This window comes from Alkalihalobacterium sp. APHAB7 (assembly GCF_048323755.1).
Taxonomy (GTDB): Bacteria; Bacillota; Bacilli; order Bacillales; family Bacillaceae_F; genus Alkalihalobacterium.
On sequence record NZ_JBLWFS010000006.1, the window covers coordinates 158,143 to 171,735 of the forward strand.

General features: G+C 38.5%; 15 protein-coding genes. 2 read left to right on the forward strand and 13 right to left on the reverse strand.

All coding sequences use genetic code 11. The features are described 5' to 3' along the window. Window positions 1-151: 151 nt before the first annotated feature. A complete protein-coding gene (locus ACNSTQ_RS08690; protein ID WP_418199464.1) occupies window positions 152-511 on the forward strand; it encodes a hypothetical protein in 360 nt (119 codons plus the stop codon). A 134-nt stretch (window positions 512-645) separates the two neighbouring features. Here ACNSTQ_RS08690 and ACNSTQ_RS08695 read toward each other — a convergent pair whose 3' ends face one another. The 6 genes from ACNSTQ_RS08695 to ACNSTQ_RS08720 all read right to left on the reverse strand — a co-directional run bounded on the left by ACNSTQ_RS08695 (window position 646) and on the right by ACNSTQ_RS08720 (window position 6,205). Beyond that, complete coding sequence (locus tag ACNSTQ_RS08695) at window positions 646-1,152, reverse strand: ferritin (RefSeq protein ID WP_418199465.1); 507 nt, start codon at window positions 1,150-1,152, stop codon at window positions 646-648. A gap of 131 nt (window positions 1,153-1,283) precedes the next feature. Next, window positions 1,284-2,498 carry a GAF domain-containing SpoIIE family protein phosphatase gene (locus ACNSTQ_RS08700; protein WP_418199466.1) on the reverse strand — a complete coding sequence of 405 codons (1,215 nt, stop codon included), beginning with the start codon at window positions 2,496-2,498 and terminating at the stop codon, window positions 1,284-1,286. 106 nt (window positions 2,499-2,604) lie between these two features. Further along, a complete protein-coding gene (locus ACNSTQ_RS08705; protein WP_418199467.1) occupies window positions 2,605-2,805 on the reverse strand; it encodes a hypothetical protein in 201 nt (66 codons plus the stop codon). Between the two features lie 399 nt (window positions 2,806-3,204). Then, window positions 3,205-4,251, reverse strand: coding sequence for a DUF4179 domain-containing protein (locus ACNSTQ_RS08710; RefSeq protein WP_418199468.1), 1,047 nt, complete (start codon window positions 4,249-4,251; stop codon window positions 3,205-3,207). After that, on the reverse strand, window positions 4,244-4,771 hold the full coding sequence (locus ACNSTQ_RS08715) for an RNA polymerase sigma factor (protein ID WP_418199469.1): 528 nt from the start codon (window positions 4,769-4,771) through the stop codon (window positions 4,244-4,246). The genes ACNSTQ_RS08710 and ACNSTQ_RS08715 overlap by 8 nt, the downstream gene beginning before the upstream one ends. A gap of 207 nt (window positions 4,772-4,978) precedes the next feature. Further along, window positions 4,979-6,205: an MFS transporter gene (locus ACNSTQ_RS08720; protein WP_418199470.1), complete on the reverse strand. Its 1,227-nt coding sequence runs from the start codon at window positions 6,203-6,205 to the stop codon at window positions 4,979-4,981. A gap of 378 nt (window positions 6,206-6,583) precedes the next feature. Between ACNSTQ_RS08720 and ACNSTQ_RS08725 the strand changes: the two genes are divergently transcribed. Further along, window positions 6,584-7,159 (forward strand): LysM peptidoglycan-binding domain-containing protein, encoded by a 576-nt coding sequence (locus ACNSTQ_RS08725; RefSeq protein ID WP_418199471.1) that lies wholly within the window; start codon window positions 6,584-6,586, stop codon window positions 7,157-7,159. A 367-nt stretch (window positions 7,160-7,526) separates the two neighbouring features. On the opposite strand, the gene ACNSTQ_RS08730 is transcribed toward ACNSTQ_RS08725, so the two are convergent. From ACNSTQ_RS08730 to ACNSTQ_RS08760, 7 genes are all read right to left on the reverse strand, one after another. Beyond that, a complete protein-coding gene (locus ACNSTQ_RS08730; protein WP_418199472.1) occupies window positions 7,527-7,832 on the reverse strand; it encodes a hypothetical protein in 306 nt (101 codons plus the stop codon). A gap of 15 nt (window positions 7,833-7,847) precedes the next feature. Further along, window positions 7,848-8,459, reverse strand: coding sequence for an alpha/beta hydrolase (locus tag ACNSTQ_RS08735; RefSeq protein ID WP_418199473.1), 612 nt, complete (start codon window positions 8,457-8,459; stop codon window positions 7,848-7,850). Between the two features lie 14 nt (window positions 8,460-8,473). Further along, window positions 8,474-9,454, reverse strand: coding sequence for a ring-cleaving dioxygenase (locus tag ACNSTQ_RS08740; RefSeq protein WP_418199474.1), 981 nt, complete (start codon window positions 9,452-9,454; stop codon window positions 8,474-8,476). Window positions 9,455-9,540: 86 nt separating this feature from the next. Beyond that, window positions 9,541-10,146, reverse strand: a complete 606-nt coding sequence (locus tag ACNSTQ_RS08745) for a pentapeptide repeat-containing protein (RefSeq protein WP_418199475.1) — start codon at window positions 10,144-10,146, stop codon at window positions 9,541-9,543. Window positions 10,147-10,160: 14 nt separating this feature from the next. Then, on the reverse strand, window positions 10,161-11,063 hold the full coding sequence (locus ACNSTQ_RS08750; RefSeq protein WP_418199476.1) for a PhzF family phenazine biosynthesis protein: 903 nt from the start codon (window positions 11,061-11,063) through the stop codon (window positions 10,161-10,163). A gap of 80 nt (window positions 11,064-11,143) precedes the next feature. Further along, the gene (locus ACNSTQ_RS08755) at window positions 11,144-11,668 is read right to left on the reverse strand and encodes a type 1 glutamine amidotransferase domain-containing protein (protein WP_418199477.1); all 525 of its coding nucleotides are present in this window, start codon (window positions 11,666-11,668) and stop codon (window positions 11,144-11,146) included. A gap of 44 nt (window positions 11,669-11,712) precedes the next feature. Next, window positions 11,713-13,551 (reverse strand): dihydroorotate dehydrogenase, encoded by a 1,839-nt coding sequence (locus ACNSTQ_RS08760; RefSeq protein WP_418199478.1) that lies wholly within the window; start codon window positions 13,549-13,551, stop codon window positions 11,713-11,715. Between the last annotated feature and the right edge of the window lie 42 nt (window positions 13,552-13,593).

A 13,593-nucleotide genomic window follows, 5' to 3' on the forward strand; every position in this document is an offset into this window, starting at 1 on the left:
TTTTCTAGCTATATTAGAGTCGGTTCTGTAATTTTCTTTCATACGTGATAAGTGCTGAAAGCAGAAATTACAATCAATTTGCTTTAAAATAAGTTGTGTTAAATGATAAGGTTGATAATAAAGGAAAGTTATCTTTTATTAGGAGGAAGAGATGAAAGAATTAATTTTTGTCTATCATGCAAAGGGTGGGTTGTGGAATGGCATACTAGATTCGATTCATAAATGGACTTCTCCTGATACTTATCCGTGCCACTTATGTACGATTACCTATGGTACGGTTAGTATGAACCACAAGTGGAAGAGGTATATTCAGTCACTCCAATTTCCTGTTGTATTTTATCATTTAGATGATTTTCCCAAAGAGTTACCAAAAGCGGAATTTCCATGTGCTTATTTACGCGTTGACAATGATATTGAACTTTTAATCCAAAAAAGAGAGTTAGAAAATTGTAAGGATGTTGAAGAGTTAATTTCACTAGTTAATAAAAAACTGAAGCATCCAATCAAGTAATGACATAAAAAAGCTGTCTTACAGCAGAAAACTAGCACCCAATGGGAATGATGACACTTAAATAAGTATGATCACATATGTAATTGGGTTCAGTTAATCACTCATAAGACAGCTTTTTATATTAATTTTGACTTTTAGTTTTCTTCCGGAGTAAACGTTCGTCTCGAAAATTCATCATCTAACATGAATAAGGCATTATTATCATTTTGAATTCGTTTCAATTTTTCAATAATGTTATCAAACATCGCTTCTTCTTCGACTTGTTCATCTAGGAAGAATTTTAAGAATTGTATCGTCGCATGTTCACGCTCATCCATTGCTATATCTGATAACTTATAAATGTTTTTTGTCACTAATTGCTCATGAGCATAACCTGCTTGATACACATCTAAAATGGTATCAAAATCATTTTTCGGTGTCTCATATCCTGTAATGATTGCGCGCTTTCCGCGGTCGTTAATGTAGTTATAAAATTTCATCGCGTGAAAACGTTCTTCTTCTGCTTGAACTAAAAAGAAATTCGCAAAGCCGTCAAGACTTTGTGCTGAACACCAAGCAGCCATTGCCATGTATGTATGTGCTGATTCAAACTCAAAATTCATTTGTTCGTTTAATGCATCTAACAGTTTTTCACTTAACATTCTATCGCCTCCTATATATGACAATGTTACATGATGTTTCCTTTGTTTACAAGAAAACTACAAGAACATAAAAATCAGATAGAGGGTTTCTCTCCATCTGATTTTTATGTTCGTTTCAGATTAGTCCTTATTTAGATTTTAGCAGCGACCTCTTGTCTTGGTGAAATCATAACTACACAAATATCGTCACTATACTCTTCTCCATCAGAAATAAATTGACGCATTAACTGTAGAAACGACTCGTTATTTTCTTTTGAGCGAGTGTAATAACTCATAATCGTGTCAATTCCTTTTTCTCCATCGACACGAAATTCGTCAGTCAAACCATCTGTGTATAATAATAAATCCCAACTTCCTCGCAGTTCAATAACCCCACAATGATTAGGAAGATCTTTAAAGATCCCAAGCGGCATCGAGCCTCTATCTAATGAATGAATTCCATGTTGATCAATTAAAAGACCTGGCGGGTGACCGGCATTCATATATTCAATTCGTTGCTTATTCGTATCAATCAATGTGTAGATACCGGTAACAAAGGTGAACAATTCCTCATCACCTTCAAATAGGTCAATTAACATTCGATTGAGTTCGCTTAGTACTTGATAGGGCTTCACCTGATCCATCATAATTTTCTTGAGTGTCGGTATAATTCCCATTCCAATTAAAGCTGAAGATACCCCGTGGCCCATCACATCCAATACAATAGATCCATATACCCCATCTTCAATCTCATACCATGCACAAAGGTCTCCTGATAGATAATGAGATGGAACATAAATGCTGTCAATTGAAAGCTTCTCATCTTCTAAGCATTTCATTAACGTAGAACTTTGGATCTTTCTTGAAAGTTGAAGTTCTCTTTTCATTTGTATTTCATACTTTTTTAATTGTTGGAAGTATTCTTCAAGTTGCAACGTACTTGCTATTAAACTAGCAAATGTCTCGAGCTTCGAAATATGGCTCTCATTTAAAATATTGGGTTCGGGGTCCATCGCGCACAATGTTCCAAACGTTTCCCCGTTCTCGAGAATGATAGGTACTCCTAAATAAGAACCAATCGTAAATAAGGATGTAACTGGCATATGTTTTACTAGTTCTGATTGAGAGCTATCCTCTATTAACAGCGGTTTATGATGAGTAACGACCATATTACAATAAGACTCATTTAAAGGTGCATTGAAGGTAGACGGTACCGTACAGCCGCCTTCTTTATTAAACACTTTTAATATAATAAACCGTTCATTTTTTGTACTGGCTATAAAAAATGTTTTTGCTGGAATAGTTTCACTCATTAGTTGAAAGACATTTTGTCCTGTTTTTTCAAAGTTTGCTAATTCCGACGCCATGAAATCCTCCAATATATTATCTTGAATTTGTATTTTAACTATAGTATAAAATGTAAGATATTTATAGGCGTATCGGAATTATTTAATGGGAAGTAACTTTATTTTTTTACTTACTAGATAAAAATTCCGTAAATTTCATTGAGAACAGTAGAGAAGCGATGACTAGAATGAATAAAATAAATAAAGATAACAGGTTGGCAAGACCATCAATTGGCGTATACGCATTCGAAATGGAACGATATAACTGAAATGAAAAAAAGCATGTCATTAAAAAAACAAAGTAAAAAATAACTGAACTCCTTCTCACATGTACACCTTCCTTTAAAAAATTATGACGATGAACAGTATTACCCCTGCAGTCAATGCAGGAAAACACCCAAATCCAGTGCAGCCAAGCGAGCCCATATTCATTGTCTTCAAATTTCTTCTTTTGTAAACGTCACATGTTCCTGTTTCTATTTTGCCATCGTAATAATTGCCTGGTTATATTTGTTTGAATATTATAAAAAATATCACTAAATTATATTCTACAAATGGAAAATTATTTGTATATTTTATTCATGTAAACATTAACTTAACGTTTAACCATACCGTCATTAATACCCTTTTCACGAAACAAATCGGCATAAAATAAAAAAGCTCAGAGAGTTTAAAATGTTCTTTACAAAGGGTACACTTTAGTTAATCCGTGCTTTTTCCTGACTTTTTATTCACCAAATTCTAAGACTACATCTAAAGCTACTTCTTCGTTTAACGCCTTGCTGTCCATTGCATTGCTATCTTCATTCACATTCATAAACTTATTAACTTGCAAACGTATTCCTTTATCTTGTCCGTTTGATAGCACCCTGAAAACTTTATTTTTTTCACCGCCGCCCATATAAAGCGGTTCGTAAGACTCTCCTTCTAAATCAAGCAGCTTTAGCTGATAGAACTCGTATTCTTTTATTGGAGAGACCCACGGATAGTCAAAAGAATAATACACTTCAATAGTAACAGGGGTTTGGATCACTTTTTCGATATAAAATTCATACTGTTCGTCAACTAGATACATTTCGTCCACACTAAACGAGCTTACTCCTTCGATCACAGGTATTTCATCAATCAAAAATTCCCATTCTCCTGCGTATTCCCCCCCTCGATAAACCGTAATATTTATATCCTCCAGCTGATTGACATCACCCACAAATGATGAGCCAAACACCCCAGCAACTTTCGTTTCGGAAAGCTGCCTCGTCGGCTTTCCTCCAAGCATATGATAATAGTCGCCACGATCACCTACAAAAAAACGCGACTCTTTTAACAGTAGGTCTTCTTCAGGAACAGCTATAAGATCAATAGGTTGTGGATGTGTTTCGATAAAGCCGAAATAAAGCCTCGTACCATCGAACATCGCTTCTGTAATTTCTAATGTGATGTCGTTACTAGTTGCTGATAAATTCATAGGGAACGTTAATCCTTCTTTACTCAGCTGCTCGAGCCCGCCCTTGCCTACTAACTGAAAAATACTTTCCTGCAGCGAATCTTCCTGAACTCCTTGGGGAACAACAGACTGGAACATCGGCATTGAAATAATCACCATTAAAAAGAAAGCAGCAGCGACACCGAACATTACCTTGTAATTCTTTGGCGCTCTTTCTTTCCTTTCTGGCAGTGAATTAAGGGTTTTATTCATACGATCAACGACTGAAGCCGGTGGCTCTTTCACGTTTTGTCGTAACCGTTCTGACAGTTGTTTGTCCAAATCATTCATTAGTCGAACACCTCTTTTCATTCGTTTCTAGTAAAGGCAGTAATTTCTTTCTTGCGCGATGCAACCTGCTTTTCACTGTTCCTTCAGCTATATTTAATACCTCACTTATCTCGTTAATCGTCCATTGTTCAATATAAAATAGAACGATGACCACTCGTAAATCTTCTGAAAGTTGTTGAATGACTTCTTCTAATTCAAAGTCAGTAGTCATCGTTTCAGTAACCGCTTCCCGGTTCCACTCCGTTAACTCGACGACACGTTTACGTTCACGAACGATAGAATAACTTTCATTCATAACAATTCTCATCAACCATGTTTTAAAATATTTCGGTTCTCTTAACGTTGTTATTTTTTCATACGCTTTCGTGGTGGCTTCTGATAGGGCGTCCTCGCAGGCCTCTTTTGAATGAACAATCGTTAGTGCCATACGATACATGCTGTTACGATGTTGTTCAATTAATTGTACGAATGCTTCTTTATCTCCGTGTTGAGCTCTTTTGACGACTTTTATCTCATTCATTGTGTCCCTCCTTTCTTTCTATACGTTAGATGAGGAACCTCGCGATCTGGTTCACAAAAAAATTTAAATAATAAAAAAAGAGCCGCCTCAATCAAAAATGCATTCTACTCATCTCAGCGGTAGCACCAATTGGTCAGGTTACCTAAGATGATAGGACACTTTTATGAGACAGCCCACAACTTTTTTTTATAAAACAGATGTACTTTATTAAGATGCTTTTTTCGGCACCAGCACTTTTTTTCCTCGCATAACAAAGCTAATAGCAAATGCCATGACAATTAAAGTAACCGTTATTAAGGTCCCGTGCATGAGCCATACCATTTGTGGCATCGTCATGTTGGAAAGGATGAATGGTGCAATAAGGAAACCACCTGCAAAACCGAGTGATTTTAACAACATTCCAACTCCAAAGATCCGCCCTCGTATATGATTTTCTGTTCGTTGCAAGATCGTTGCATGCAATGTATTAAATGAAGCATCAAAAATCCCAGTGAAAAAGGCAAAGATCATGATCACCCATAGATTTAAACCTGATAAAAAGATAATAAATCCCGTAGACATCAAAATAGCTGATATAAAGCATGTAAAATAAATTTTTTGGTCTTTGATCCACGGCAATTTAGGGAGTGTAAACGTTGCTAAAATAGAACCTAACCCCCATACCGCCCAAATCATACCGTAATAAAAGCTTTGCCTCAATGGGTCTAGTGTTTCAGCTAACAATGGAATCCCCATATTATGAGAACTCCCTGCAAATGCACTAACAAGAAACACAATATTAACAAACATTAACATCGGCGCGACTAATAAATAAGAATACACTTCTTTTAGATCAGTCCAAACCGATTTTAATTTTTCTTTAACTCCGCTGGCCACCTCTAACGTTCGAGTAGATGGAGACTCCCATTTAATTCGTAAAAGAACCAGTCCCGCAATTAAGTATAAGGTCGCATCAATAAATAACGTTAATTGATAACCAAGAAAATCTGTAATAAGTGCGGCAGCTAAGAAACCTGCGACTAGAGCAAATGACGTTAATCTTGCAACTAATGCATTGGTTGGAAGGGTGTTCTTTTCACCAAAAATTTGCGGTATCTCCGCACTAAAACTAACCATATAACTACTATTCACAAACCCTATTAAAAACGATGCAATAATGATCATAGTAGGATCAGGAAAAGGAATGAGCGCAAATATAATACCTGCTCGTAAAAAGTTACTAATGATCATAATCTTTCTACGGTTAAAACGATCCGCTAAAATACCTGAAAAAAGACTCGACAACACTCCGCCAATCGTCCGGGCGGCCATCGTTGCTGCGAGCCAAGCCGTACTTCCAGTTGCTGTATAAATAATAACGTTTAACACGATTAAATCCATAAACATACCAAAATCCGATAAAGCTTTCGTATATAAGATCATTTTTCGATTCATGTTGTTTCCTCTTATTCTTTTTTTCTTTTTTATCACATTTATTTATTTTAATCTCAAGGCTGATATTTCGCAATGCGAAATTTTTGTGTTTTTATTACTGACCTTCTATCGTTCCCTCTCTCCCTATATTTCTACCAAATCGTGGCACGAAGCAACCTGTCCTGTTTCTCATATCCCCTAGTTTCTTCTAGATTATGGCACATAGCACTCTCACCAACTCATCGAAACCTACTTTCCTCCATAAAATAATACGACTCTCCATACAAGATCATGAGACTACCTTTCTACAAATTTCTTCTTTTTATGATAAATTCCATGTTTAAAAGTCGGAAATACAAGGTACATAGTAACTAAGTCACTTATAAGGAGGAGATAATGATGAAAAAGAAAACAACAATGGTGCTAGCACCAGTTCTAGCAGTAGGTGTAGCCTTTGGAGTCAATGATCTATCACCTAAAGCGGCAACTGTAACTGAAATTGAAAGAGGCGATACGTTATGGGGTGTTTCGCAGGAATATGGGGTAACAGTGGATCATTTACTAGAAGTAAACCCGAATGTCGATCCATATGCATTACCTATTGGATCTGAAATTTACGTAGAGCGCTCTAGTGAGGACTCAAGTGAAGGAAACGGTGAAGCTACGACCTATACGATTCAACCTGATGACACTTTATGGAGTATTGCCCAACAGTATGGTGTAACTGTCGATCAAATTATTGATCTAAATGAAGGATTAAACGTTAGAAGTCTGCAAATCGGGTCAGATATTTCTTTAGCAACTGAAGACAATGAAGCCAACCATGTTTATCATACGATCCAGCCAGGAAATACGTTGAGTGAGATTGCTAGTGTTTATGACGGTGTAACTGTCCGAGACATTATTGTAGCCAACCCAGATGTCGAACCGTATGCACTACAAATAGGTTCCCAACTTCTCATACCTGTCCAGTAATCAGAAAAGCGAGGGCGTCCGGTCAGCAACGTACGTCCAGGCCTCGACCGGCAGGAGATAAAGGAAACACGGCGAACGCAAGTGAATCGATGTTGACTTATCGTACAGAGGTGAGGGTAGTCTCGATAGTTGCTGGGCGCTGGAGCTAGACAATGAAAAGCGGAAGCGCCGGTTAGCAACGTACGTCCAGGCCTCGACCGGCAGGAGATAAAAAACACGAAGGTGGCAGGGACATAATTAGCCAAAGCAAATGGAAAAAGGTTCCGAACATCAGAAATACGGTGTTCGGAACCTTTTTGTTTAATTTTTCTATTAGGCATTCTCTCTTTGATTTACTGGGTTTTGTCCCAGGCTAGACTCTTTATCATTAATCAAATCGTGAAGTCTTATAGCCGTCGATGATCCGCTCAAGTTCAATTGTAAAATTTAACTGAAGTGGACCTGGCAAGTGCTGTTCAAGTTCCATCACTTCTGGCAGTGCTTCCGCTTCTTCTAATTCTGTTGGTTCAGGATCTAATGTCCGGAACCATGTTTCAAATTCATCGATAAAATCGTAAAAGTGACGTTCAAAGCGCTCAGCGTGCTCAGCACCTTCATCCCCAGATGTTTTTTGCATCAAACTCCAGTCATAGAGAGCCGTATCTAAAGCTTCTTTTACCGTTTGGAACTTCATAAAGACGACCACCCTTTAGCTAAAAAATTGCTCTTTATACCAAGCACTCGCAGCATCAACCTCTGCTCTTGAAAGCTCATGACCACCTTCAGTCCAATACTCCTCGACAGTAGCATTCACCTTCTTTAATTCCACAATCAGTTCCTTCGTCTCATCGGCTGGGATTAATGGATCCCGTTTACCTGCTCCAATAAATACCTTGGTCTCACTTAAATTAGGTAGCTCAATTCCTCTTAGCGGAACCATCGCATGAAATAAAATTGCCCCTTCAAATGCATCAGCATAATGATACATTAAGCTTGCCGCAATATTGGCCCCATTTGAGTAACCAATCGCAATTACTCGCTTGCGATCCAACTTGTATTGAGCAGCCATGTCATCGATAAACTGATAAAGCTCTTTTGTACGAAAAATCAAATCTTCTTCATCGAAAACACCTTCTCTTAAACGTCTAAAAAAGCGCGGCATTCCGTTTTCTAACACGTTCCCCCGCACGCCTAGCACCGAACACTGTGGCGCAATCATTTGTGCTAGGGGTAATAAATCACGTTCATTTCCTCCAGTTCCATGAAGAAGCAATAATGTCGGAGCTTGTTTGTCTGTTCCTTCTATAAAAATATGTTCCATATAAAACCCTCCTCTTATTCTTTCGTATCTAAAGGCTTTAATTTAGCCTCAATCTCTTCACGTTTCTCTTCAAAATAAGGTGGTAAAGCTAGTCTTTCACCTAACGTTTCAAACGGTTCATCTTCTTCGAAACCAGGACCATCTGTAGCTAGTTCATATAAAATCCCATTCGCCTCGCGGAAATAAAGCGACTTAAAATAATATCTTTCTACGAAGCCAGAACTAGGAATTCGCAATTGTTTTAAGTGACTAACCCAACCTCTTAATTCCTCTTCATTTTCAACACGAAAAGCGACATGATGAACACTACCTCTTCCTGGTCTTTCCACAGGTAAGTCGGACCGCTCTTCTAGGTGAACCTCTGCCCCCGTTCCACCTTCTCCTGTTTCAAATACTCTTACATCTGGTTGTCCTTCTACAAGCGAACGATAAGATCTTACTTCTCGATATCCTAATAACTGTGTTAATACTTGTGCTGATGTCTCGGCCTTTGCGACGGTTAACATGACTGGTCCTAATCCGTAAACCGCATGCTCAGTTGGAACTGTACTTTTTTCCCACGGTACACCTCCAGACACACCATCATTATTCTCATCAGATACAAGCATCAGCCTTTGTCCCTCAAAATCTCGGAAAGCTAATGTTTTTCTTCCTGTATGTTCTGAGATTGCATCATGATCGACTTGATATTCCTCAAAACGCTTCGTCCAATACTCTAAGGAATCATCTGTTGGCACCCGGAGTGACGTTGTACTAATACTATTCGTTCCTGGATAAGTGTTGCCTGCATAGGGTAGTTCAAAAAAAGTAAGGTCGGTTCCTGGGTTCCCTCTTTCATCTGCATAAAACAAATGATAAACCGATGTATCATCTTGGTTAATCGATTTTTTAACGAGGCGCATTCCTAATGTTTTCGTATAAAAATTATAGTTTCTTTTTGCATCGGCTGTAATGGCTGAAACGTGATGTTGCCCTTTTAACGGTTTTAATTGCATTGTATGTCACGCCTTTCCTTCATTTACCTTACATTCAGTTTAGTACTTCACATTTTTACTGTAAAGCATACTGCTTGAGACCTTTGTTACTCGACTTTTGCTCCGTAAGATCGTAAAAAGGACACCGCTTGACTCATATCCATTCGTGCTCCTTTCACAACCATGGATTTAAAATCAACTCCCTCTAAATTGGCACCTCGCAAATCAGCTCCATTTAACTTAGCTTTACTCAGTCTGCATCTCGTTAAATCAGCATCTCTTAAATCTGTCTTTTCTAAATTCGCTTCTGTCAGGTCAGCTTCAGCTAGCTTCATTCCTCGTAACTTCTGCTTCGCTAAATTGGCATAGCGTAAATTAGTATACGACCAATCCCCGCCATCGATCGTCACACCGTCTAAGTTCGCTTCTGCAAAATCAGTTCCTGTCATTTTACATTCCCTAAAAACAGCTACAAATAAATTCGCGGAACTAAATAAACAATTCGTAAAAGACGAACCTTTATGAGAAGATGCATTTAAGTGTGCCCCTGTAAAATCACAGTCTATAAATTGGCAGCGAACGGTAGTGATTTCTTCTAAGTGACAGCCTCGAAATCGACACCTAATAAAAACACAATTTGCAAATTCAGCTTCACGAAGTTCTACCGTTGTGAAATCCTTCTCAACAAATTCTTCCTCGTTAAATGTATCCATGATTTAAAGGGCTCCTATCTCAACCTTACTGTTCCTTTTATTGTACAAACCGCACTTCCACCTACCTGAATAACTGGCCCGTGTTCATTCGATGATGTTTTTATATGTAGTTGACCAGGACGACCACAAGCTTCCCCTTGTCCAATCAAAAAGTCATGTTCAGTATGTTTGTCTAGTATGTTTTCTAACAGCAGGTAACCTGCTAATGCACCGTTGGCCGACCCTGTTACAGGATCTTCCGCGATTCCAACAGCAGGCGCAAAATCACGCGTATATAACTTCCAATCTGCTTCCTCGCTGTCGAATGTAAATAGATGTGTCGTACAGATTCCTCGAGTCATATTATGGTCTTTTAAAAGGTCTATGTTAGGTATGGCTTCATCAATGGCCTTTCGAGTTTTGACAGGAATAAGTAAATGCCAAATTCCGGTAGATCCAAGTTTGATGGGGTAGCTTGGATCAAGCTCACTTGCTGATATCCCCACCAGTTTAGAAATGGTCTCGATGTCCGCTTCAATATCCTTGATTTGCGGTGTGGCCTGCGTCATGATAACGGATTGGAGTTCCTCACCTCTTTTACTAAAATCAATGGGTACAATCCCAATATTTGTTTTAAAATGAATAGAAGTAGCCCGGTCTAACCAACCATGCTCTGTTGCCATCGTCCAAGCCGCGGCAAGTGTCGCATGTCCGCAAAAATCAATTTCTTGAGTCGGCGTAAAAAAGCGCACGCGAAAGTCCACATCTTTATCTTCTATCGTCATTAAAAATGCAGTTTCTGATAAATTAAGCTCACGAGCGATTTTCTGCATTTCATCTTCTGTTAATTGAGTTGCATCAGGGACAACACCGGCTGGGTTTCCTCCAAAGGGCTCGTTCGTAAATGCATCGACATGGTAAACTTGAATTTCTTTCATAGTCAGCACCTCTTTTTCAAATAAAAAGCAGCTCCAGTAACTCCAACTAGAACTGCATCCTATCTTAAGTTAACGTTATATTATTTTTCAGATGTTACTTTAATAAATTCTCGCATGTAATCTGGTAAATCCGGTGGACGGCGGCTTGAAACGAGGTTCCCATCAACCACGACTGGCTCATTTACCCATGTAGCCCCTGCATTTTCCATATCATCTTTTATTCCAGGTGTACTCGTAACCGTCTTCCCATCTAAAATTTTTGCTGATATTAATACCCAGCCCGCATGACAAATTTGTCCGATGGGTTTGTTTTGCTCATGTAGAATCTGAACCATTTGTAAAACATCTTCATAACGTCTTAATTTATCAGGAGACCAGCCCCCTGGTACGAGGATTGCATCATATTTCTCAGCATCTACTTCATCAAAAGCCATATCACTTATGATCGGTACACCATACTTCCCGATGTACTCTTCATTCGCTTTTTCGCCGACAATATGTACCGTTGCCCCTTCTTCGCGGCAGCGTAAAACCGGATACCATAACTCTAAATCTTCAAAGTCATCGCTAACGAGTTGAATAATCTTTTTTCCTTCTAGTTTCAAATCATTTCCTCCTTTGACAAGTAGTAGACTGGTTTTATTTTCTACTATTGCGATAGAGATTGCAAATGAGACGCTCTAGGCATTTCAGTTTTTAAATGGAAAAATGAATACGAAAAAAGCAATCCAACAACATATAATCCAAGTGCAAAATAAGCTGGGACGAGATGAATAAAATCGGTATATCCGATCGCAAAGTGAACGCCAATTCCTGCTGCAAAAGCTGGAATTCCCCCAATCAATAACATCCACCAAACCCATTTGTTTCCTTGGTGAAATCCCCATAAAGCAATCATTAAAATTAGTAATCCAACACTAAGCAATGCGCCACCGAATCCTGCTCGGTCATGAGCAATAACAGGGATAAGCCTCTCATTGAATTCGTTAAGCATTTCTGGCGGCATGCAAATGTAAGTTAGATCAGTTGCCACAAATACGTTTGTTATTCCAATATAAGCAATAATGAAACCACCTAATACAAATGAGGAGCCGAGGATAACCAAGGCAAGCTGAGCAAATAAACTTTGCTTCCAAATTCTATGATTTGTTCGATTTGTCGATTTTGCTGTACCGTTCATTCGTTTTGTCTTCACAAAGCCCGCTACATAAAACGGCAATAAAACGAGCCAAAACACTAAATGAAGCCAATCAAAATAGCCATACCCGATAAAAAGAAAGATACCTAGGAAACCAATGATTGCCGCTGCATCCGATGCTTGCTTTGCCCACTTCAATCCCAAACGTATACCGTACCTTGCTAGCCCCATATAAACGATCCCACCTGAGATCATCGTTCCGGCGAGTGTCATTCGATCATGTGCCATAAAATAAAGGATACGCTCATTAAACCCATAGATCGTTTCCCGATTCATTTGTAAAAAATATTCATCATACGGGAGAATGATTGCAGACATGCTAATGAATAGTGTCATAAGTCCACCTATCATAATCAATAATCCGAATAAAAAATACCACAGCCACCCTTGGTGCGAAGTTTCAATGTTTTCCATTTCTGAAAGTTGCGCTTCTTTAATGCGTTTCGTCAGACCCGGTCCGGATAAAACATACCCGCCAGAAAGCATGATTAAATCTACATTTGCATGAAATAGAGTTAATGCATCATCAGGCTCAGTCACCCCGCCAACTGTAATGATTGTTTTATTAAAATGATGTTTTTTTAGATACCGTATTGCTTTTAAATGCTCCGTTAAATTATAACGATCGTCTTTGTTCAGCTGATCATCTAATACGATCCCGTTGAACTGTTCCTTGATTAAGTGGAACGTTTCTCCGTTTAGTTGATTGGATTTCATTGCTAGGTAAATCGGTTTTTTCGTTGAATGGGATGTATTTGGAATACTAGTGTTGAACTCTAGAATAAATGCGTCCGCCTTATCTTCTAATGCTTTCATGATCGCAGACTGGTCATCTTCACTCCCGGCTATTCGAATAAAAACGGGTTGTTTTCGCTGCAAGTTTTTTAACTTAAGCAACGTCTTTTCTAGACCAATAGATTCGTAGTGTTGCGGAAATTCTATATAGTTATCTTTTTCATGAATGATTGGAAATTCACCTTTTAGATCAGGCTCTTTTGTTACCGGTCCGATTTCTATGAATCCAAAACCTAAATTCGTAAATGCCTTCGTTCCAGATAGTATCGGGTCCACTTTTCCAGCCAAACCGATCGAGTTTTTCAGTAGATTACCGTCGACTTCTTTCATAAGTACCGGCGAAGACTCTTCTCTTCCAAGGAAGTTGATTAAATGATGTCCACCTGGAACTGACGATATTCGGTTCATACCCCTATGAATAAACTCTCTCGAATGGTAAGGAGAAAGCCTAGAAAGTAACGGCTTAAAGAGGACATGGTAAGACCAATCAGGCATAACTTCCCCTCCTTTCTTAAAGGTGCTCTGTATATAAAGCAG

What these genes read in the sequence shown, in the direction of transcription:
- ACNSTQ_RS08690 (WP_418199464.1), top strand. Translation starts at nt 152, where the DNA reads ATGAAAGAATTAATTTTTGTCTATCATGCAAAGGGTGGGTTGTGGAAT.
- ACNSTQ_RS08735 (WP_418199473.1), bottom strand. Translation starts at nt 8,459, where the DNA reads ATGGAACATATTTTTATAGAAGGAACAGACAAACAAGCTCCGACATTA.
- ACNSTQ_RS08720 (WP_418199470.1), bottom strand. Translation starts at nt 6,205, where the DNA reads ATGAATCGAAAAATGATCTTATATACGAAAGCTTTATCGGATTTTGGT.
- ACNSTQ_RS08750 (WP_418199476.1), bottom strand. Translation starts at nt 11,063, where the DNA reads ATGAAAGAAATTCAAGTTTACCATGTCGATGCATTTACGAACGAGCCC.
- ACNSTQ_RS08740 (WP_418199474.1), bottom strand. Translation starts at nt 9,454, where the DNA reads ATGCAATTAAAACCGTTAAAAGGGCAACATCACGTTTCAGCCATTACA.
- ACNSTQ_RS08730 (WP_418199472.1), bottom strand. Translation starts at nt 7,832, where the DNA reads ATGAAGTTCCAAACGGTAAAAGAAGCTTTAGATACGGCTCTCTATGAC.
- ACNSTQ_RS08715 (WP_418199469.1), bottom strand. Translation starts at nt 4,771, where the DNA reads ATGAATGAGATAAAAGTCGTCAAAAGAGCTCAACACGGAGATAAAGAA.
- ACNSTQ_RS08695 (WP_418199465.1), bottom strand. Translation starts at nt 1,152, where the DNA reads ATGTTAAGTGAAAAACTGTTAGATGCATTAAACGAACAAATGAATTTT.
- ACNSTQ_RS08710 (WP_418199468.1), bottom strand. Translation starts at nt 4,251, where the DNA reads ATGAATGATTTGGACAAACAACTGTCAGAACGGTTACGACAAAACGTG.
- ACNSTQ_RS08745 (WP_418199475.1), bottom strand. Translation starts at nt 10,146, where the DNA reads ATGGATACATTTAACGAGGAAGAATTTGTTGAGAAGGATTTCACAACG.
- ACNSTQ_RS08760 (WP_418199478.1), bottom strand. Translation starts at nt 13,551, where the DNA reads ATGCCTGATTGGTCTTACCATGTCCTCTTTAAGCCGTTACTTTCTAGG.
- ACNSTQ_RS08725 (WP_418199471.1), top strand. Translation starts at nt 6,584, where the DNA reads ATGAAAAAGAAAACAACAATGGTGCTAGCACCAGTTCTAGCAGTAGGT.
- ACNSTQ_RS08700 (WP_418199466.1), bottom strand. Translation starts at nt 2,498, where the DNA reads ATGGCGTCGGAATTAGCAAACTTTGAAAAAACAGGACAAAATGTCTTT.